Origin of the sequence: Bradyrhizobium sp. 2S1 (genome assembly GCF_011516625.5) — a bacterium.
Taxonomy (GTDB): domain Bacteria; phylum Pseudomonadota; class Alphaproteobacteria; order Rhizobiales; family Xanthobacteraceae; genus Bradyrhizobium; species Bradyrhizobium septentrionale.
In genome coordinates this window covers 6,878,115-6,898,249 of sequence record NZ_CP147717.1, presented here as the reverse complement: position 1 = coordinate 6,898,249, position 20,135 = coordinate 6,878,115, and the positions used below count along the sequence as shown (strand labels likewise).

Sequence of the window (20,135 nt, the reverse complement as noted above, 5' to 3'; positions counted from 1 at the left end):
CATGTCCAAACCACACCCGCCCGCCATTCGCTTCGATCGTGTCACGAAGGTCTATCGCCTGGGAACCGGACCGAAAGACCAGTTGCTCGAGGCCTTTGGTCTTTCAAGATTCGTCGAACGGAAGCGAACTATCACCGAATTCCGGGCCTTGGACGATGTGTCCTTCACTCTGGGCCGCGGACGGCGGATGGGCATTATTGGTCGCAATGGCGCGGGCAAGACCACGCTGCTTCGCCTGATCTCCAGCAATTTTCGTCCCACCACCGGCAGCATGGAAGTCAATGGCTCGATCCAGGCCCTGATGACCATGGGGCAAGGCTTTCATCCCGATTATACAGGGCGGGAGAACATTCAAGCTTCATTGCAATACAATGGGCTGTCCAATGCCGACACCCAGGCGGCGTTCGATGACGTTGTTGATTTTTGTGAGCTGGGCGCATTTCTGGATCAACCATTCAAGACTTATTCAAGCGGCATGCAGTCGCGTCTGATGTTTGCGACAGCGACAGCAATCCGGCCAGACATTCTGATTGTTGATGAAGTGCTGGGGGCGGGTGATGCCTATTTCCTCGCCAAGTCAAAAAAACGGGTTGATCAGATCATCAAGAGTGGTTGCACACTTCTTCTGGTGTCGCATGCGATGGGACAGATATTGGAGTTGTGCGACGAAGCCATCTGGCTCGAGGGTGGCCGGATCGCGAAGATGGGGGGGGCCTTGGAAGTCGTGAAGGCCTATGAGGAGGCAGTGTATGGCGCCATGCCGGGAAGTGGCGACCCGTCCGCGACCCGACGTCAAGTCATGGCGGACGGCGGGCTTAAGGAACCTGCGGCCGCGCTCCGGGATACCGAGCTTTCGCGGCCATTTGCCGACGGTCTCACGGATCCAGCCAGCGCAATGCTTGCTCCACAGTACAGGCAGATTCCCTATTTCACGCCTCATATGCAGCAGGTGAACTTGCCGGTGGTACCCGCCGCGATGGCAAGGGATCTATCTTTCATTGCACCTGGTGGTATCTCGCGATGGGAATCCGAGGGGGGCTTGAAAATCGTCGGGTTCAGCGTGAGCGGCCCAAGAGGTCAGACGGATCGTATTACTTCGCTGCAGCCGGCTATGTTCACTGTCTTCCTTGAGGTGGAGGAAGCTGGCGAATTCGACTGCACGTACGGGCTGGCAATTCATGATCTTCAAGGTCGCGCCATGTCTCGCCTCTTCGCGCCGCCCGATCGATTTGATGCAAATGCCGGGGATGGCCGTCGGGTTGAAATGGTCCTTAACCCAAATCAGCTTGGGCCAGGTATCTACACCGTAGGCGTCTCGGTGCTTGGAAAGACAACGCTTGAGGCCGCCGGACATGCAAAGCGCTATGATCTCTTAAGTCGGAGTTTCACAATCATAGTGGAGCTTCCCGACAGTTATGCCAATGCGAGCGCAGAATTTTTTCACACGAGCGAATGGCGTTTTTCGCCAGTAGAGCTGCCTACTCCGCAGAACAGCCTATCGAGCGACGAGCAAGCCTGAATTGGTACGCCGTACACATTTATTCTTTTATCGTCAGGGCAATGGCTTAGAATGCCCGCCGCCGCAGGATCCAACGGAATAGGAGTTACACGTGGGGCCGGAATTTCCAAAGCCCCGCCTGGGCAGGAGCGCGATAGCCAAGGCCGGGCGGGTATTGTTCATCGCATATTTTGAACCGCACGGCACCGGCGCGATTATTGAAAACATCGCATTCTGGCAGCAGCACAGTCGTTACGATCTTGAAGTCGTGAATCTTTGGCCGACGCGCGGCCCCTATTTCACGCTGCCGCATACCGTCAGGCTGGAAGATTATGATGCGGTGCTGATCCACTGTACTGTGTCCTACAACCCGGACAACGCTTTTAGCCTTGATTCAGAATTGGCACGCGGATTCTCTGAATACGACGGCGTTAAAGTCCTGATGAAACAAGATGAGCAAGTTCGCACCGCACGGTTCGCCGAATTTTTGCGAGCCAAGTCATTCGACGCCGTCATAAGTTGTGTGCCGCCTGGTGAGGTTGAGCGGGTCTACCCACGTGCAATTATTGGTGACGTGACTATTCATCACGCTTTGACCGGATACGTGTCTTCAGCGATGCTTCAATGGAAGCGCCAGCCACTTTCAGGAAGAACCTTCGATGCTACTTATCGCGGCTCGCTTCAGCCGCTTGAATTCGGGCAGTTGGGTTTTGACAAGCGCAAGATTGCCTATGACCTAAGTCGACTGTTCGACAAAGAGCCCGACATTCACTCCAACATTTCTTGCCGTTGGGAAGACAGGCTGTCCGGCAACGATTGGGTGTCCTTCCTGCAAGAGTCGCGAATTGTGATTGGCACGGAATCTGGCGCCAATCTTTTCGATTTCGATGGCAACGTGGCGGCTTGGTGCCGCAATTTCGAGAAGACCAGTCCGAACAGTGACCGGTGGTCAGAAGCTTTTTATTGCGAGGCGCATGATGCATTTCTGCACAAATATGAAGGCAATGTGCATTACGCGCAGGTGTCGCCCCGTCATTTCGAGGCGGCGGCCGCGGGCGCCGCTCAGATCCTCTATCGCGGTGATTATTCCGACCTGTTCCATGCGGGAATACATTACTTCCCTCTCGAGCGCGACCTCAGCAATGCGCAGGAGATGTTCGAATTTATCAAGGACCAGCGAGCTCAGGCTCAAATGGCCGAGCGTGCTTATGAAGACATCATTGCCAACCCTCGCAACACATATCTGCATTTTGTGGATCGCTTCGACAATATGTTGGAAACCTGCTTGACCTCGAAGGGTCTGAAGCAGAAGGCGGCGAGAAAGGCTGAAGCGGTCCAGGCGAGAACGCCAGACATATGCGGGCCGAAGGCGGTGCTACTCGTGCCCCATCGGGTAACGCTCGATCCGCGAGTGCAATGGCTGTCGGCCTCGTTGCAGGCGACGTTCGATGTTTGCGAGTTAGCCGCCTACGCGATGGAAGGTGCTTCGCCTTTGATCGAGAGGGTCGATCGTAGATCGCTGCGCGTGAGCGTGGACGACCGACGCCATGACTGGACGTGGTTGCAAGGAGAAATCTTGAGCGCGCGCCGGTCTCCGGGAATTGACGCGCTCCGGAGTATATATCTTGCCGCGACCTTGCCAGCATCAATACTCGGAACCGCATTCGGCGCAATTGATGCGTCTGCGGCAGATTTGAATCGGTTCCGTCACATCTGCCAGCATTTCTTGAGGGTGAATGGCGCTTTGATTCAAGCTGGAAGAGCGCTCGGACCCAGTGATGTTATCATAGCCTGCGATCTTGACACGCTTCCGGCGGCCGCTGTTTTAGCTGAAGAAAGCGGGGCGCGTCTTGTTTACGACGCGCATGAATACTGGCCCTATGCAATTCAGGCTTTTCGACATTGGGAATGTGAGTTCTGGGTGTCGATCGACAGGGGCTTGGCGGCAAATGCCGACCTTCGCAGCACTGTGTCCCCGCCTCTGGCCGCCCTTATGTCTGATACATATGGCATGAACTTCTTTTCAGTGCCAAATTGCGTCCCATTGAGCCAGGCGTTGCCGGGAACGACGACCAAATTCAATGATGAGATCATTGAATACTTGTACCAAGGTATCTTTGCGCCTGGGCGAGGACTCGAAGAACTCATAGATGCATTTGTGCGAACGACTGGGAGAATTAGGCTAAAGTTACGCGGCCCAGACGGGAATTATAAAGACGAGTTGAGGGCCCGAGTTGCGTCGCATGGAGCCAACACGGAGCGCATTCAATTTGCACCTAGCCTGACTGAGGAGGAGCTGATCCCTGCAGCATCCCAATCGCATGTGGGGATTATTCCCTACCTTCCCAGCAACATAAATAATAAGTTCTGTTCTCCGAACAAACTCTCACAGTACCTGGCTGCTGGCTTACCCATTGTCTCCAACGACCTGGAATTTGTAAAGCAGGTGGTGGTGGGCAATGGCTTAGGGCTCTGCATCGATTTCACGAAGCCCGATGTTCTGGCAACCGCCTTGGACAAGTTGGCTGAGGATCGTCCGACTCTAGAAGCCATGTCCGTGCGAGCGCTGGACTACTTCCGGAGGCAATTTAACTGGGAGGCCCAGAGTGCGCAGCTGGTGAATCCCATTTTGCAATGGGCAGACACTGGTGATCGGAAAACCTCCGCCTTCGACGTAGAAGCTCTTCGTCAGGCTGGCGCGATGACACGCAACTTGTCGCAGCTGGGCACTGTTTTGCCGTTGTTTCCAACGGATCTCCAGCCCCTGCAATTGGAGATCGACCGTCTTAACCAAGTTTATCCGGACGAGATCAAGCGCATCGCAGAGATTTACGTCGGCCAGATACAGGATTTGCAGCGCACCGTTGGCGATCTGACAACTCGAATAGCAAAATTGCAGGCTGGACAATGGGCTACCCGCCCAAAGTACTTCGCCCGGAGTCTGGCGCAGAAATTGCTGCCATCCTCCGTTCGCCGGTTCGTTGGACGGGTCTTGGGTCACGAGTGAGAGAGATAAAATCAGCTAACAGTCTGCCTGACGACGAAGCGTTACATCGCGGTGGCATATGGTCGCTGCACGGCAAACCACGTCGCAAGAGCGTTGAGTCCGAGCCGCAACCAGGAAGCTGACTGCGTCTTTCGGCTCGACGTTGATAAGGAATAACCAGTCGAGCTAAGCGCGCGCAAAGAAATGCACATCTTGTGATCAAAGGTAAGCGCTTAGCCGGAACCCTATTGATGCTGGCTTGACGTTTTGCGGAATCGCCATGGCATAAGGTCGTCGATTCTGCTTTGGGGATGGCCGGCGATGATCGGTACGCATACGACGAAGGCCGCCTGATTGACGCATGCGCGCGGGCGTGGCGATCTGTAAGATAGCGTTTGGTGAAGATCAGGCGGCTTGCTGATCGTCGGGCTTGCGGGTTTGGCGCAGAAGCTTCCATTCCCAGGGCAGCAGTTCGTGCAGGCGCGAAGCGGGAAGATCGGCGATGCGGGCGAGGACGTCGGCGAGCCAGGCCTTGGGATCGACGTCGTTGAGACGACAGGTCGTGATCATCGTCAGCATGATTGCGGCACGGTCGGCACCACGCTGGCTGCCGGCGAAGGTCCAGTTGCGCCTTCCCAAGGCGATGCCTCTCAATGCGCGCTCAGCACAATTGTTGGTCAGGCAGATCCGGCCATCGTCGAGGAAGCGGGCGAAGTCGTCCCAGCGCCTGAGCATGTAGTTCATGGGCTTCAGAACCTCGGAGGAGCGCGAGAGGGTTTCGCGCTCACACAACAACCAGGCGTGCATGTCGTCGAGAATCGGCTTGCTCTGCACCTGGCGCACAGCACGGCGCTTGTCGACGCTGCTGCCGTTGATGGCGCGCTCGATCTCGAACAGCGCATCCAGACGCCTGACTGCCTCCAGCGCGATCGGGGAGACCGGTTTGCCCCGGCGGCCCTCCCTGGCATTCTTCTCGATGTCGGCCAGCTCGAAGAAGCCCCGCCGCGCATGGGCGAAGCAGAATGCCGGCGTGATCGGCAGCACCTTCCTCTGCGGGTCGAACAGGGGTTCGAAGCCGCTGTAACAGTCCGCCTGCAAGATGCCGGCGAAGCCAGCCAGATGCTTCTGGGGGTGTGCGCCGCGGCGGTCGCCCGAAGCATAGTAAACCGCGGCCGGCGGCGCAGGCCCGGCGAACGGCTGGTCATCCCGCACATACGTCCAGATCCGCCCAGTCGTGCACTTGCCCTTCGCCAGGATGCGGATGGTGGTGTCATCGCCATGCAGACGCTCGGCCGCGAGCACATGGTGCTCGATCAGTTGGAAGAGCGGCATAACGGCGAAGGTCCCGTGGCCGACCTGGTCGGCCAGCGTCGACAGCGGCAAATCGATCCTCTCGGCCTTAAAGCGCACGCTCTGACGGTTGAGCGGGATATGCATGCCGAACTTGTCGAACAGGATCGTCGCCAACAATTGTGGGCCGATGAAGCCACGCGGCGTGGCATGGAACGGCGCGGGCGGCTGGCTAATTTTCTCGCAATCGCGGCAAGTGAACTTCTCCCGCACCGTCTCGATGACCTTGAACCGGCGCGGGATCTCCTCCAGCGTCTTGGTCACATCGTCGCCGACCTTCGCCAGTCGCGACCCGCCGCAACAGGCGCAGGTCGTCGGAGCCTCGATGACGACACGCTCGTGTTCGATGTCGTCCGGCCAGGGCTTGCGTACCGGCCGCCTGCGTGTGAAGGCCCGGACTTTCTGTACCTTTGCCGCCGCGGCACGCGCGGCGAACTCATCCTCACTCGCAGTGGTTATGAGTTCTTCGAGCTCCAATTCCAATTGCTCGATCAGCCGCGCCGTACGCTCGGACCGCGGCCCGTACAGTTCGCGTTTGAGCTTCTCGATCCTCAGCTCGAGATGTGCGATCAGTGCTTCGTTGTCCGACAGCTCCGCACGCGCACTGGCGGCATCCGCGACGGCGACATCGCGCTCAACCTGCAACGCTTCACGCTCGACCAGCAGCGCCATGTAGGCGCTCGCAAGGTCCGATGGAAGGTCGTCCGGCTTCGATGTCATGAAGCCATTGAATCAGATCAAGCGGCAAGTTCAAACCCAAAACGGTTATCCGACCCGCGTCGGACGCTGAGTTTCTTGTGGGGTGCGCCAATCGATCCCGGACAACAGATAGCTCAACTGCGCCGGCGAAATCGTCACCGTTTCACCGCCAACCGATGGCCAGATGAACCTTCCTCGCTCGAGTCTTTTGGTAAAAAGGCATGCTCCCTGGCCATGGTGAGTCGGCCCCGGGGGTTGCACCCGGAGCCGCTCTCCGAACCGTACGTGACGCTCTCACGTCATACGGCTCTCAACAAGTAACGAGGCAGAACTCAACATCGCCCAATGAGCGAACAGCTTCGGCCTGCGGCAGCGGATCAATCTGAGCCAGGTGGAGGCTCTGACTTTTCCATTCTTCAGCCCTTTGTATTTGCGTCGCGCCCAGCGGTTAAGAGATTCGTCGACATATCGATACAGGTTGTGCATTTCTGACCGCCCATATCTGCCGTAGTACTGCCTCCATCCACGAAGGACGGGGTTCAGTTCCAAGGCAATTGCGTCGACTTCCGTCTGCGAGCGAAGCCTGAGGCGGAGCTGCCGGATCGTCATACGCATAGACGTCATCGCCGCCCTGCTGACCGCTGGCGAGAACGTACAGAAGTTTTCTTTCTTCTGATGGTTTCTTGCCCTGCGCGGTCGAAAGGTAAATCCCAGAAAGTCAAATGACTGACTGGCATGGCTACCCGGGCGATTGCTGTCTTTGCAGTAGACGATCTTGGTCTTGTCGGGATGCATTTCGAGTTCGCATTCCTTAAACCTTGCTTGCAGCGCCGCCTTGATGGCTTCCGCTTCAGCCTTGGTTCGGCAATGAACGAGCCCGTCGTCCGCGTATCGACACCACGGCGACTGCGGGAAGTTCCGCGCCATCCATGTATCGAACGCATAATGCAAGAACAAATTGGCAAGGACGGGACTGATCACGCCGCCTTGGGGTGTGCCCCGGTCGCGAGCGGTGATCGCTCCGTCTCTGTCTTGCATCGGCGCTGTTAGCCAGCGTTCGATGTAGAGCAGAGCCCATTCGTCTTGCACATGCTTCCTGACGGCCTTCATAAGCAACTTGTGGCTGATATTGTCGAACAGGCCTTTGATGTCGAACTCCAGCACCCAGTCCATCCTCCAGCACCGTTGCCGGGTGACGCCGACGGCGTCCAGCGCGGATTTTCCGGGCCGGTAGCCGTAGGAATCGGGAAGGAAGATTTCCTCGAGTGCTTGTTCAATCTGCAGCTTGACGACCGTTTGCGCCACGCGATCTGCTACTGTCGGCACACCTAGAGCATTTTCCGACCGGAATGAATCGGGTGGGGATTCCCAAAACGGCGCGAGTCAGATTCAAGCTGCATGCTGGCGAGGGAGGCCAGCATGTATGGCCAGGGCGCTTTCGGTTGATCTTCGTCAAAGGGTGATAGCCGCGATTGACGGTGGCATGTCCTGTCGACAGGCTGCTGAGCGCTTTGGTGTCAGCGCGGCCAGTGCGATCCGCTGGCGCGGTCGCCTCAAGGAAGTTGGCGACATCGTTCCTAAACGCCAGGGCGGTGACCGCAAATCGCAGCGCATCGAAGCGCATTCGCAATTGATTCTGGAGGCAGTGACAGCGAAGCCGGATATCACGCTCGCCGAGTTGCGAGAACTGTTGAAACGTCGTGGAATATCGACTGGCATCGCGTCGCTCTGGCGTTTTTTCCAGCGCAGAAAGATCACACTTAAAAAAAGACAGCGCACGCCGCCGAGCAACGGCGCGGCGATATAAATGCCGCGCGTGAGGAGTGGCTCGAAGGGCAAATCGATCTTGACCCTGAGCGTCTCGTCTTCATCGACGAAACCAGCGCCAACACCAAAATGGCGCGGCTTTACGGCCGCTCGCCACGCGGCGAGCGATGTCGTGCAGCTATCCCACACGGACATTGGAAGACGACGACATTCACCGCTGGATTGCGCTCCGACGGTCTGATCGCGCCGCTTGTTCTGGACGGTCCAATGGATGGCGACGCTTTCCTGGCCTACGTCGAGCAATTGCTCGCCCCATCGCTGCGGCCGGGCGATACCGTTATCATGGACAACTTGCCCGCTCACAAGGTCCATGGCGTTCGAGAGGCCATCCGGGCGGTCGGAGCAAGCCTGCTCTATCTTCCGCCCTACAGTCCAGACTTCAACCCGATCGAAATGGCCTTCTCTAAACTGAAAGCCCTGTTGCGGGCCGCCGCAGCGCGCACCATGCCCGATCTCTGGCAAGCAATCGCCAACGCTCTCAAGCGCTTCTCACCCGAGGAATGCCAAAATTATCTCGTCGCGGCTGGTTACGACGCAACGTGATCGGAAAATGCTCTAGAATGCGTTGCCCGCCGTTCTTCTTGGGAATGGAGACAGCCCGAACGGCAGGTGGAAAGTAGCTGCCAGAAGACATTCGATTCCAGACCTTGTAAAGGTTGCCCTTCAAGTCCTTCTCAAAAGCTTCGAGCGACACCTTATCCACGCCGGCCGAGCCCGCATTGGCTTTGACCAATCGGTAGGCCTTCATCACTGTCTGCTTGTCGATATCGTACTGCTTACGTCCGGTTACACTCACATGTCCTCCTGCTCATCACAGTTGCATATGGGAGCAACCCACTTGTTTCGGCCCCTTCGCTCCAGTCCCATTACAGCACCTTCATCACTACTACGAGCCGATCCGCCCCAGTGTTGTGCTTCGGTACTCTCGTCTCGCGGTGTGCGCCGCTTGAACTTCTCCCTTGGCATCACAACGACTGGTTCCTGCAGTTCTCTACAAGAGCCTGTATCCAGATCGCGTCCCCTAAACGCCGGTCGCCATCCGCGCAGTAATCCAGGCGCCTCACGGATTGATCTCAGGGATGGCACGCGCCCCTGATTTTGGCGACGCCTTAGTAATTTTCGACGCGTCATCGGAAGATTCGCTTTCGCTCGCCTTCTGGATACTTACCTGCCCCGTACACCCGGGACTTTTGCAACACTTGCTCATGACCGCGCCTTTTAAGCGAAGCCACAGTGTCGTGGTTTTGCATCTGCGCCTGAAACGCCGATGCAGGAGGGCCATCCTCCATCTCTCATAAAGCTGTACGCATTAAATTCGGTTATTCACCTCCTTCATGCTCTGCAGCACACCGTGCCAAATGACCTTCAATAGATCACCGCGTTTGCCCCGGAAGCAGAAAAGACCGCCGCCCATGGCGTCGCGCTTGAGCACTTCCTGCACGCGCAGAGCCAGGCTCGGAAAGCCGCACCGCATGTCGGTATGGCCCGTCGCCAGCCACACCCGCACGCCCGTCGGGATCGGGATCATCGGCGCGCCAGGCCCCGAGCAATTCGAACGACCGCCTCGATATCCGCACCGGGGCCGAAGACCACGCGCAGCCCCTGAGGGCTCACGATTTCGATCTGACCTGTCTCGACAGCTTCCGTCGTTGGCGGCGTACTTGCCGCAACTATCGCAGGGACGAATGTCGGGCCGATCGAATCCTCTTCGGCCGGATCATGACAGGTCCAAGCCTTGCGCCAGCTCAGCAGAAGCTGACGTGATATCCCATACCGGCGAGCCGTCGCCGACACCAGTCGTGGCCCCGAGAAGCTCTCCTCTACGATTCTGAGCTTCTCCGCACGCGTCCAGCGTCGCCGCCGACCGGTCTCCACCAAATCCATGCGGCTCAGCACCGCACTGTCCTTATGTCCGTCCATAAGGACAGTCAGCTACAGATCGGAAAAACTCGCAAGACGGCCGCCCTCGGACGGATACGTCGCGCCTCGAGCCAGGGCTTGAAGTCCTCGATCAGCGGTCTGGTGTCGGATTGTCGCACCGCAGCTCGCTGCGTCGCCGGCAAACCGCGAATGCGATCCTCAATGGCGTAGAACATCGCGATCCGCTGCAGCGCTTCCGCGGCAATCGGCGATTTCGTCGCGATGTGGACGTCCCAGAACTTCCGCCGCGCATGCGCGAAGCAGAACGCCAGTTGTACCAGACGGCCGCCGTTTTTAATCAGCCCCTTGTACCCGGCGTAGCCGTCGACCTGCAGGATGCCGTCGTAGTCTCCAAACAGCTGCCTGGCGCGGATTGCCTTGCGATCCTCGGCGAACACGTAGACTACTGCCGGCGGCGCCGGGCCGCCCCACGGGCGGTCGTCGGTGGCGATCGCCCAGAACTGGCAGACTTTGGTTCTGCCACGGCCGGGATCGAGAACTGGCAGCGGCGTCTCGTCGGCAAACAGCCGCGGGTAGGACATCACTGCGCGGCGCAACAGCGCGTGAAGCGGCTTCAGCCACCAGGCGACGCGGCCCATCCACGAGGCCAGCGTTTGCCGGTCGAGCGTGATGCCTTGGGCGGCAAACATCTGTTCCTGGCGATACAGCGGCAGCTGGTAGCCGTATTTCATCACCGCGACGTGGGCCAGCAAGGCTTCCGTCACCATTCCACCGTCGATCGCCTGGGCCGGCGCGGGTGCCTGCAGAACACCCTGGCGGCATCCCCGGCAGCCGTACCGTGGACGCATGATGCGCTTGACCCGGTACTGCATCGGAATGACGTCGAAGGCTTCCTTGACGGTCTCCCCGATCTTGTGCAGCTGCTCGCCGCAGCAAGGGCAGATGTGGCTCTCGATATCGATCACGACATCGATGCGCGGCAAATGCTCCGGAAGCTTCCCCCGGTTGCGTCGCGCCGGTCGCTTTCCACGGCCCTCCGCTCCGTCAGGCAGCCTGCCTCCGGTCACGTCGTCGTTGGCGGCGGCACGAACCGCCTGTGCCCTGATGGTGAAGAGAGACAGCTGTCCGATATCCAGTGTCTCGGAGCGCGGACCGAAGATCGTGCGCTTGTACTGGGACAGGATCATCAGGAGCTTGTCGTTCTCCTGGATCGCAGCGTCGCGTTGGGCGATCGCTGCATCACGCTCGGTCGCCAGCGTGCTGCATTCCTCCGACAACGCCGCAAGCCGTGACGATAGCGTCATCACGGCTTGTCGGAGCAATGCTGGATCGGAAGGCAAATCACTCATGCAGAGCGATTCTACAACAACTCCGCATGAGTGACGAACGACTCTTGATAATGATCAACCAGCTCGCATCGGCTGATCCACAACTCGCATCGGCACACGCTTCCAGTCCGAGCCATCGAGCAGCACCGAGAGCTGAGCATGAGATAGCGACATGACGCCTTCCTTGATCGGCGGCCAGGTGAACTGCCCCTCGATTCTTTTGTAGTAAAGGACAAGGCCGCTTCCATCCCAAGTCAGGATCTTCACGCGATCTCGGCGCTTGGAGCGGAAGACATAAAGTCCGCCGTCGAACGGATCGGCTCCAAAGGCCTCGCTCACCAGCATCGCCAGCGAGTCCATGCCGCGGCGGAAATCGACCGGCTGCGTCGCAATCCAGATCGACAACCCAGCTCGAAGCCCGATCATCGACCAACCGTCCCGACCGCCGCCAGCACCTCGCACAGTGCCTCCCGGTCGACTGTCCCCCTGACACGGATGCGAATCGCGCCGACCTCGATCTCGATCGCCGCCTGCTCCTCACTCGGGCGCCCACAGCCGGTGATCGCGACCGGCACAAAGCCAGGTGGCATGCCTCTGTCCCCGCGCTCCGCGACCTGCGCCCGCGTAGCCTGGCGACGCCAGAGAAACAACAGGCTTGGACTGATGTCGAGAGCTGGCTCCGCAAATTCGGACAGTAGCTTGAGTGGATTTTCTGCCTGACAGCGGCGAGGATTCTTGCCGCGAATCAGGAGCGAAGATGACGAAGAAGAGCCGCCGGATGCATTCTCCGGCATTCAAGGCGAAGGTTGCTTTGGCTGCGGTCAAAGGCGACAAGACGCTGGCGGAGCTGGCGCAACTGTTTGATGTTCATCCGAACCAGATCACGATCTGGAAAAACCAGCTCCTGGAAGGCGCCGCCGGCGTGTTTGGGCATGACAAGGCGTCGGCCGAGACGCCGGTCGATTTGAAGGCGTTACATGCCAAGATCGGCGAGCTGGCGTTGGAAAACGATTTTTTGTCCGGCGCGCTCACCAAGGCGGGCCTGCTGAGCGCAAAGCGATGATCGACCGCGGTCATGATCTTTCTATCGTGCGCCAGGCGAAGGTCCTGAAGCTGGCTCGCAGCACGGTCTACTATGAACCTCGGCCAGTTTCGGCCGAGGACCTTGCCTTGATGCGTCGGCTCGATGAGCTGCATCTCGATTATCCCTTCGCGGGAGCGCGTATGCAGCGATCGTTGCTGCGGCGGGAGGGCGTATACGCCGGTCGCCGCCACATCGCGACGCTGATGAAGCGCATGGGGATCGAGGCGGTCTATCGTCGCCCGAACACGAGTAAGCCGGCACCGGGTCACAAGATCTACCCGTACCTGTTGCGCGGATTGAAGATCGAGCGGCCCGACCAGGCGTGGGCAATGGACATCACCTACATTCCGATGCGGCGTGGCTTCGTCTATCTCGCGGCGGTCGTCGATGTGTTCAGCCGACGGGTCCTGGCCCATCGCGTCTCGATCACAATGGAGGCGGCCTTCTGCGTCGAAGCGGTCCAGGAGGCGTTGGCGAAGCACGGCAGGCCCGAGATTTTCAACACGGACCAGGGCAGCCAGTTCACCAGCCTCGAGTTCACCGATGTGCTGCTGGACGCGAAGATCGCCATCAGCATGGACGGCAAGGGCGCCTGGCGCGACAACGTGTTTGTCGAGCGGCTCTGGCGCACGGTCAAATACGAAGAAGTTTATCTCCGCGCCTACGACAGCGTGTCCGAGGCGCGAGCGTCAATTGCCAAGTATCTGGCCTTCTACAATCAGGGACGCCCTCACTCGAGCCTTGACGGGCGCACGCCCGACGAGGCTTACTTCGGCACGCAAGCTATGGTGATGGCCGCATGACCGTCGCCGACGATTTTGTCGTCGCTCTGGTCGGGCTACGCCCTCCCGACGCAACGACAAAATCGTAAGGCCCCGCGTTCAGCATAACCCGGCAGGAATCCACTTAAATCCCGCGGGGCGCTGTCCAAACAACCGGCGCCAGCTCTGTCGTGTCGCCGCGCCACTGCGGACACGCTTGCACCCGGCGCAAAACTCTCCGCAACAATCGCCGCCTTCGCATCGGTCGACCAGCGCCGACGTCGGCCCGTCCCGGTGATGATCTCGACACGCTGCAGCGTGTCGGCGCCGTGTTCGAGGATAGGCATATGCCTATCCTTATCGCTATCCTTACGACTATCCTTTGACATTGTGACCTCGCGACAAACCATTCCGCGAGATCTTCCTAGCCGACCAGATCAACCCTCAGCGCGTGGTCTCCGCATGACGCTCACCAAAATGCCGACTTATAAGCGGCGTCGCTTAGGCCAGGCATATTGAGCGCAGCAATAAAACGCGCGCTCTCGGCGTCGTAGAGATCAAGGACGGTCGTGGGGTCGTCTTTAATCTGATCCAATTCGGCTTCTGAGAAGAAGCTCATGATGTCACCTTCGGCGAATCCGGAAATATTAGGAAATGTGTCCGCAATCACGGCGCGAGAGATTTAGCCTCTTCGCGCCGCGTAGCGCATCCAATAAATCGACGCATCTGAGATTTCCGAGAGATGTGTGACGCTTAGGCCATAGTGGTACATGTGTGCGCCACCTCTCGGTCGAGCCCCGCGACATAGCCGGATGCGTCCGATCCAGTGCGTGCACCGGCCGCCGCGGTAGGGGCGATCTGAGCTCTTCGACACCAGGCCCTCAAACCCGAACTCGCAAGACCTTTCGGAAGAGTCCTGGGCCAAGCTCGCCTTGCTCGAAGTCAGAAAGGAACATGCCCTTTGGCCAGCGCTAGAAGTCGTTGGAGGTTCGTTTGCACATCGAGGGGTGGGCGCTTAGGTCGTCACCCGTCTGGCCAATACGTCCGTCGTCATCGATTACAAACCGCTTCTGACAGCATCAGGGCGGCCTCGACAATCTAGGGATGAGCCTGGTCCAGTCTTGGCCACCCTTGCTGATCCGCCGGACGCGGTCTCCGTCGCGGCGGCGGCGCTAGCCGTCGTACTCTCGTGGAACCACTCCGGGCCAGATTGGGCATACCCAGGAGAAAGTGATATTACGTGTCGGTCCGGCGATTCAAATCAAGCGCCCCAGCAACCTTTTTGGATGCTAGGGATGCTGGGGCCCGGCCATTCCCGTTGACGGTCGGGAATGGCCTTCGCAATCATGAAGCAGGTTGGGTTCCGAAAGCAAGCTGAGTGACGAACGTTGCGACGCGCATATCCAGAATAGTCAGCGGGACATTCATTCTCCGAATGTTTTCGGGGCGCGTCGATGCCGGGGTGTATCCAAGTTGTGAGGACTGTTACACAGGGGGTGCGCTTCGCATGGCTGTCGCAAGCTGTGATTGGCACGTTTGACTTCGGCAGCGCGTGACCGATAAGATTTTCTCGCTTTAGATTGCCGAGTCTTTGAGCCGCTCGACGAAGAGCCGCACGTCAGAACGCTCGACATATTAACGGAGATGTTTCATCGTCAGCAATGAAACGTAGATCCTGTGGATCTGCGCGAGTGTGAACGCCACCACAATATTCGTTCGACGGCGAATTCGTCTATAGTTAGCTAGCGAGACGGGGTCCGGGAACTTTCCTTCCGAGCCTCTTTCCACTGTCTCAAGCCGGAGGAGCCTCCTCGCAACTCCGGCTTGTGGTGCCAAACGCCGGCCACCTATTTCCACGGCCGGCTTTGGAAGTTGAAGCAAGGTGTTTTTTCGATCCCATTGAACCTTGCAACCGTCGCCGATACCAACATGGTTGGATGCTAGGAGCCCGTCCAGATATGTTTTCGTGACGGGCATTTGTTGTAGAGTAGCAGGCTCAGGCTGCGTTTGCGAGGTTGAACAGCTTGAGGAGGTTATGGACGGTGCAGATCATTGTCCACTCGGCGCGCACTTTCTCGATGCCCCGCAACAGGAACTGGCGGAAGCCTCTTGCCTGTTTGATCTGCCCGAACACCGGCTCCACCACTTGCTTTCGCAATCGGTAGGGTGTTTCGAAGCCGCCATCGTCGATCTTCTTTCGCATGGCCTGTGTCAGCGGGCCGCCGACTTTTCCGTTCGCTACTGTCGGGTGCTTGGCGCGTCCGGGCGCGACATAGCCATCGATGCTGCGTGTGTCGAGCGCTTCGAGATTGGCTTCGCTGCAGTAGCCGGAATCCGCTGAGGCCTGCCGCGGCTTGCGGCCAAGATTGCTCTCGATGGCCTCGATCAGGGGCACCAACTGGCCCTGATCGCTGCCGTGCTGGGTCAGTTCTTGCGCGACAATGATCTGGGCATGTGCATCGACGGCCGCCTGGGCATTATAGGCCTGAACGAAGCCATCCTTCGACTTCATGATGCGGCTTTCCGGATCGGTGAAGTTGCGTTGCGCCTTGGGATTGGGTTCCTCCGATGGCAGCGCCGCCGGTTTGCCCGGCTTCTTGCGGCCTTCGGCCTGGCGCTGCTGTTCCTTTTCGGCCTCGATGCGGCGCTCTTCCTCCGCCGCCAGTTTGGCGTCCGCTTCCAGCGCCGCCATCGCTTGCTGGATCTTCGCCAGCCGTTTCTGCTTGTCGACGGTCCAGTCCGGCAGTTCGTCGCTGTTGCCGAAAGTCTCATCCTCCGAGGCATCCGCCGCCTCGGCGGCCGCCAGCATGCGAGCGACCTCGGCCTTCAATTCCGCCTCGCGCTTCTTCATGCGCTCATAACTCATCGCCTTGTGTTTCGACGCGTTCGCCTTGATCTTCGTACCATCCAGCGCGACATGACCGAGCTTGACCAGCCCGGCCGTCTCGCACAACTTCAGAACCTGCACGAATAGCGCGCCGAGCGCCTTCAAATGTCGCTTGCGAAAGTCGCTGATCGTCCGAAAATCCGGCGCATCCAGCGCCACGATCATCACAAAATCGTTCCGCTCCCGGCAGGCCTTGGCAATCCGACGCGACGAATACAGCCCACTCGCATAGCTATGCAGCAGCAGCGCCACCATCATCCGCGGATCAAACGGCGGCTGCCCAAGCCCGCTCACATAGCTGCCCATGATCTCCCTGAGATCGAGGCTCTCCCGCACCAGATCAACCATAAACCGCGAGACATGGCCTTTCGGCACGAAGTCCTGCACATTCGGCGGCAGAAGCAGCGTCTGATCGATGTTCCAAGGCCGAAAATACTTGCTCATCGCCCAATGTTGAATCAGACCCGACCAGATTTGAACAGCGACTATCCAGACAAGCTCCTAGGTCAACGCCTTGTTTAGAGTCCGGCCTTTTGAGGCCATATCGTCCCGGCCGTCTCAGTTTTGCGGCCGCCTGAGTTTTTTTGGCTGGCTCGACGAAGAGCCGATATTGATGGAGATGTTCCATGACCGTGTTTTACGGCGATAGCACCAACAACAGCGTTGCCCCGGGGGCTGCTGACTCACTCTATGGCGGCCAGGGCAACGACACGCTGGGAGCCAGCATCGTCGGTTTCGACTATTGGGAAGGCGGCCAGGGCAATGATTATCTGTATGCGCTCTGGAGCAGCACCGCTTGGGGCAATTTCTATGGCGGTGACGGCAACGATTTGATCCAGGGCGGCAATAGCGCCGTTAAGCAGTACGAGTATGGCGGCAGTGGCGACGACTGGGTTCAGGATGGCGGTTCGCTCGCCACGCAGCAGCACGTTATCGATGGCGGTGCCGGTCGCGATGCCCTGTATGGCTCGAACGGCAGCGATACGATCTACGGTGGCGAAGGTGATGATAGCGGCGCCAACATCAACGCTTCGGGCTTCACCGCTTCGCCGGGCCTGTACGGCGGACTCGGCAACGACGTCCTTGCAGGTGGCGCCGGCAACGACCTTCTGTTCGGCGGCGACGGGGCCGACTTGATGTATGGCGGCACCGGCAACGATACATCGTATGGCGGCACCGGCAACGATACTCTCAGCGGAGATGGGGGTACCGATCTGCTCGAAGGCGATGCCGGCGACGACTGAATCTACATGAGCAGTGGCGACCTCAGCAACGCCTACGGCGGAGCCGGGAACGACATCATCATCGCCGCCCAGGGCCAGGTGATCGAGAACGGCGACGACGGCAACGACGTCATGTATGGCAACCAAGGCAACGACTATCTCTACGGCGGCAATGGCGACGACACCATGTATGGCGGCGACGGCGTCGATGTTCTGCTCGGCGGCGCCGGCAATGACTATTTCGACGGCGGCAGCGGCGTGAACTACTACTTCGGCGGCGGCGGCAGCAACGCCTTCGTCTCGAACGACGTGCCGGGTGTCGAGGTGGTTCAGGACTGGAACGCAGCCACGGATAACGTGCAGCTGAATGGCACCGGCTTCAGTTCGTTCTCGGACGTGCTGTCGCACTCCTACCAGAACGGCGCCTACTTCGTCATCCAGGTCGACAGCGACACTGCGGTCTGGCTGAACGGCGCTACCGCAGGCACGGTCACGGCAGCCAATTTCAGCATTGTGTCGTAGGCTTCGAGATCCTTCAGAAAAGGGAGAACGGCGCCCCTTCTTAGGGTCGCCGTTTTTCCATTACGACCCTAAGGCGATGGCGCCCAAGATATACGCGCGAGACGTCTTCCCCACAGAAGCGAGGCAACTCGGCAAGCTCTGCCAGCGTGTACATGAGCGCTTCTATGTTGTTTGGGGCTCGGCGAAAAAAATTGACCATCAATGGCCAGCCTGCTGAATGGTTTGCCTTAAACGGTTGTCCCTCCACGTCTACCGAAATTCCAGTCGTTTCTGACGCGGCTCGACTGCTCCTGCTGGCCAAGGTAACGCGCTTCCGCTTTGCAAACGCCGTTGCTTTCGTAACGCGCAAGGCCGCGAATCCGCTTTGCTAGCGCCGTGTTCGGGGCCAACAGGAATGCGGCGAGCATTCGTAACGAGCCGTGCGGACGCGGGCAAGCTCCTGCTGGGTGCTCACAAGGACGGCCGGCTCGAGCGCCAGCCCTTCTTGCTCAAAGCGATTGAGAAGAGCGCGCCTTAGCGCGTCAGTCCCTGTGCTCTCGTACACCATCGACCGCGACAGCCCGTGACGGAGCGCATTCCCGCTTGATCGGGCCTTCCCTTGTTCTGTCTTCGGACCGGTGCTGCGGTTGGCATTTTTCCGATTGGCTTCGATTTGTCGATCTGACGCCATGCCCTCTTCTCCCCTCACCGGTCACTTCCTCGCTCAGATCAAACCGGCATCAAGGTTTCAGCGAAAAAAGAGCAAGAATGTCACGTTGTCGATCCGGGGTTTAAGGTCGCCAAGTTTAGTCCCGCCAATCGCCGCCACCTTAACGGCGCGCTCTCGCACCCCTATCGACCTAGCTAGGCCGCAACACTTCCACTCGCAGAAATCAACAAATCCGCCGGAATATGGAAACGTTCGCGCAGACGCTTGACCATCGTCATGCTCAATTCGCGCTTGCCTGACATGACCTCACTGACGCGACTCGCAGTGCCCAGAAGTGGCGCAAGATCAGCACGCGTCAAACCATGTTGCTCCACCAGGTAGGTCAGCAAATCGGGCAATGGCGGCGCTTTGCGCGGCCAGCGCGCGCGTTCATACGCCTCGATAAGGCGAGCCTGTGCTACCATGCGCGCACGATCGGCAGCTTCGTTCGATTGCATCAGCTTGCCGACAAACGCCTTGGCCGCCTCATAATCGGCTCGGTTCTGGATAATGATCAAAGTCGCCTTCATCAGACCGTCTCCGCGTCCACCTTGTCATAGTCTTCATGACTGCCGAAAAAGCGGATCATCAATACGCCATCACGATATTGAACCAGGGCGATCAGGCGGTAGTCGTTGGCCTTGATGTTAAACACCACGCGTCCGCCTTTCAGGATGCTCGCCTTGGGATGCGATTGCTTCACCTGTTGCGGCGTCCGCCAGTCCGAAGCCTCCGCAATCGCCAGCCATGCCCTGTATTGAGCGCGCGCCGCATCGATGCCCCGATGACTGGAGCGTTCGGCAAAATAGCGCTCAACGATGTCCGTGCCGATCACCAGCATTGATGGATACTATCCGGATTTCCAAGAAATGGAAGAGGGCATTTCCATTTTTGGGAAAGTCATTCAAGAGGGTGTTATTCGGCGTGGGGTCCCGACGCCGATCGGCGTCCGAAGTGCTTGGGAGCTTATTCACAACCTTGTCGGCAAAAACCTCGATCGCTTGATCGAGTCCGCCTCGGGATTCGTCGGTCCCAGCTTCTTTAGAGGCCGACGCGCGATGATGATCGCCGTTGCCGCGCCGTGGCGCAACGCGTTTTGGTTGAACCTGGCTGCGCCATCGCCGGTTTTGGGACCCATGCTTCGTTGTTGCGATTGGCTTCGATTTGTCGATCTGACGCCATCCCTGTTCTCCCCTCGTCTTTCCTTCTCCGGTGACGTCCACCAGCTCGCTCCGATCCGCTCTCGGCATCAAGCTTTGACGCCAAAAGAGCAAGATTGTTGCTGCAGAAAGGACTGGTCTTCCGCAGCAAACGGAGCGTTACTGAGTCGGCCGGGCATAGAAACGGCCTCGGTCTCTCACCTCGCATCCCGCGGGGTTTGGGCAGTGCGGCAACCATCGC

Annotated in this window: 18 protein-coding genes and 2 pseudogenes; 6 read left to right on the top strand and 14 right to left on the bottom strand. The window is 58.8% G+C overall.

Annotated elements, in window-relative coordinates; translation table 11 throughout:
- Nucleotide 1 precedes the first annotated feature (1 nt).
- On the top strand, nucleotides 2-1,519 hold the full coding sequence (locus HAP54_RS32320) for an ABC transporter ATP-binding protein (RefSeq protein ID WP_166294308.1): 1,518 nt from the start codon (nucleotides 2-4) through the stop codon (nucleotides 1,517-1,519).
- Nucleotides 1,520-1,610: 91 nt separating this feature from the next.
- The gene (locus HAP54_RS32315) at nucleotides 1,611-4,505 is read left to right on the top strand and encodes a glycosyltransferase family 4 protein (protein ID WP_166294306.1); all 2,895 of its coding nucleotides are present in this window, start codon (nucleotides 1,611-1,613) and stop codon (nucleotides 4,503-4,505) included.
- Between the two features lie 384 nt (nucleotides 4,506-4,889).
- On the opposite strand, the gene tnpC (HAP54_RS32310) is transcribed toward HAP54_RS32315, so the two are convergent.
- The 3 genes from tnpC (HAP54_RS32310) to ltrA are packed head-to-tail and all read right to left on the bottom strand — an operon-like array spanning nucleotide 4,890 to nucleotide 7,859.
- A complete protein-coding gene (tnpC, locus tag HAP54_RS32310; protein WP_166294304.1) occupies nucleotides 4,890-6,554 on the bottom strand; it encodes an IS66 family transposase in 1,665 nt (554 codons plus the stop codon).
- A 45-nt stretch (nucleotides 6,555-6,599) separates the two neighbouring features.
- Nucleotides 6,600-6,794 carry an IS66 family insertion sequence element accessory protein TnpB gene (gene tnpB, locus HAP54_RS32305; RefSeq protein WP_166294302.1) on the bottom strand — a complete coding sequence of 65 codons (195 nt, stop codon included), beginning with the start codon at nucleotides 6,792-6,794 and terminating at the stop codon, nucleotides 6,600-6,602.
- Nucleotides 6,795-6,827: 33 nt separating this feature from the next.
- Entirely contained in the window at nucleotides 6,828-7,859 is a 1,032-nt protein-coding gene (gene ltrA / locus HAP54_RS32300; protein ID WP_166294300.1) for a group II intron reverse transcriptase/maturase, read from the bottom strand.
- Between the two features lie 97 nt (nucleotides 7,860-7,956).
- Here ltrA and HAP54_RS32295 point away from each other — a divergent pair.
- Nucleotides 7,957-8,903, top strand: a protein-coding gene (locus tag HAP54_RS32295; protein ID WP_166293914.1) for an IS630 family transposase whose coding sequence is annotated in 2 segments (ribosomal slippage) — nucleotides 7,957-8,296 and nucleotides 8,296-8,903 — 948 coding nt in all. Because the reading frame shifts where the segments join, the coding sequence is not laid out codon by codon here.
- Between the two features lie 13 nt (nucleotides 8,904-8,916).
- Here the strand turns inward: HAP54_RS32295 and HAP54_RS52620 are convergent.
- The 6 genes and pseudogenes from HAP54_RS52620 to HAP54_RS32265 form a co-directional block, all read right to left on the bottom strand.
- A pseudogene (locus HAP54_RS52620) lies at nucleotides 8,917-9,108 on the bottom strand (group II intron reverse transcriptase/maturase); the annotation flags it as partial.
- A gap of 561 nt (nucleotides 9,109-9,669) precedes the next feature.
- Complete coding sequence (tnpB, locus tag HAP54_RS32285) at nucleotides 9,670-9,888, bottom strand: IS66 family insertion sequence element accessory protein TnpB (protein WP_166294299.1); 219 nt, start codon at nucleotides 9,886-9,888, stop codon at nucleotides 9,670-9,672.
- On the bottom strand, nucleotides 9,885-10,280 hold the full coding sequence (gene tnpA, locus HAP54_RS32280; RefSeq protein WP_166202956.1) for an IS66-like element accessory protein TnpA: 396 nt from the start codon (nucleotides 10,278-10,280) through the stop codon (nucleotides 9,885-9,887). The genes tnpB (HAP54_RS32285) and tnpA overlap by 4 nt, the downstream gene beginning before the upstream one ends.
- 8 nt (nucleotides 10,281-10,288) lie before the next feature.
- Nucleotides 10,289-11,590: an IS66 family transposase gene (gene tnpC, locus HAP54_RS32275; protein WP_224741683.1), complete on the bottom strand. Its 1,302-nt coding sequence runs from the start codon at nucleotides 11,588-11,590 to the stop codon at nucleotides 10,289-10,291.
- A 54-nt stretch (nucleotides 11,591-11,644) separates the two neighbouring features.
- A complete protein-coding gene (tnpB, locus tag HAP54_RS32270) occupies nucleotides 11,645-11,995 on the bottom strand; it encodes an IS66 family insertion sequence element accessory protein TnpB (protein WP_166202960.1) in 351 nt (116 codons plus the stop codon).
- Entirely contained in the window at nucleotides 11,992-12,159 is a 168-nt protein-coding gene (locus tag HAP54_RS32265) for a hypothetical protein (RefSeq protein WP_166294297.1), read from the bottom strand. Before HAP54_RS32265 ends, tnpB (HAP54_RS32270) begins: the two co-directional genes overlap by 4 nt.
- 167 nt (nucleotides 12,160-12,326) lie before the next feature.
- On the opposite strand from HAP54_RS32265, the gene HAP54_RS32260 reads away from it, so the two are divergent.
- Nucleotides 12,327-13,456, top strand: a protein-coding gene (locus tag HAP54_RS32260; protein WP_166204126.1) for an IS3-like element ISRj2 family transposase whose coding sequence is annotated in 2 segments (ribosomal slippage) — nucleotides 12,327-12,579 and nucleotides 12,579-13,456 — 1,131 coding nt in all. Because the reading frame shifts where the segments join, the coding sequence is not laid out codon by codon here.
- A gap of 149 nt (nucleotides 13,457-13,605) precedes the next feature.
- On the opposite strand, the pseudogene HAP54_RS32255 reads toward HAP54_RS32260, so the two are convergent.
- The 3 genes and pseudogenes from HAP54_RS32255 to HAP54_RS32245 all read right to left on the bottom strand — a co-directional run.
- Nucleotides 13,606-13,761: pseudogene (locus tag HAP54_RS32255) on the bottom strand (transposase); the annotation flags it as partial.
- A 122-nt stretch (nucleotides 13,762-13,883) separates the two neighbouring features.
- On the bottom strand, nucleotides 13,884-14,033 hold the full coding sequence (locus HAP54_RS32250) for a hypothetical protein (protein ID WP_166294293.1): 150 nt from the start codon (nucleotides 14,031-14,033) through the stop codon (nucleotides 13,884-13,886).
- Nucleotides 14,034-15,410: 1,377 nt separating this feature from the next.
- Nucleotides 15,411-16,745, bottom strand: a complete 1,335-nt coding sequence (locus HAP54_RS32245) for an IS1182 family transposase (protein ID WP_166202952.1) — start codon at nucleotides 16,743-16,745, stop codon at nucleotides 15,411-15,413.
- Between the two features lie 182 nt (nucleotides 16,746-16,927).
- Between HAP54_RS32245 and HAP54_RS32240 the strand changes: the two genes are divergently transcribed.
- A complete protein-coding gene (locus HAP54_RS32240; protein ID WP_166294291.1) occupies nucleotides 16,928-17,545 on the top strand; it encodes a calcium-binding protein in 618 nt (205 codons plus the stop codon).
- Nucleotides 17,546-17,551: 6 nt separating this feature from the next.
- Nucleotides 17,552-18,046, top strand: a complete 495-nt coding sequence (locus HAP54_RS32235) for a calcium-binding protein (RefSeq protein WP_166294289.1) — start codon at nucleotides 17,552-17,554, stop codon at nucleotides 18,044-18,046.
- Nucleotides 18,047-18,889: 843 nt separating this feature from the next.
- Here the strand turns inward: HAP54_RS32235 and HAP54_RS32230 are convergent.
- Together HAP54_RS32230 and HAP54_RS32225 are read right to left on the bottom strand one after the other, a co-directional pair.
- Entirely contained in the window at nucleotides 18,890-19,264 is a 375-nt protein-coding gene (locus HAP54_RS32230) for a helix-turn-helix domain-containing protein (RefSeq protein ID WP_166294287.1), read from the bottom strand.
- Entirely contained in the window at nucleotides 19,264-19,575 is a 312-nt protein-coding gene (locus tag HAP54_RS32225; RefSeq protein WP_166294286.1) for a type II toxin-antitoxin system HigB family toxin, read from the bottom strand. The genes HAP54_RS32230 and HAP54_RS32225 overlap by 1 nt, the downstream gene beginning before the upstream one ends.
- Nucleotides 19,576-20,135: the final 560 nt, after the last annotated feature.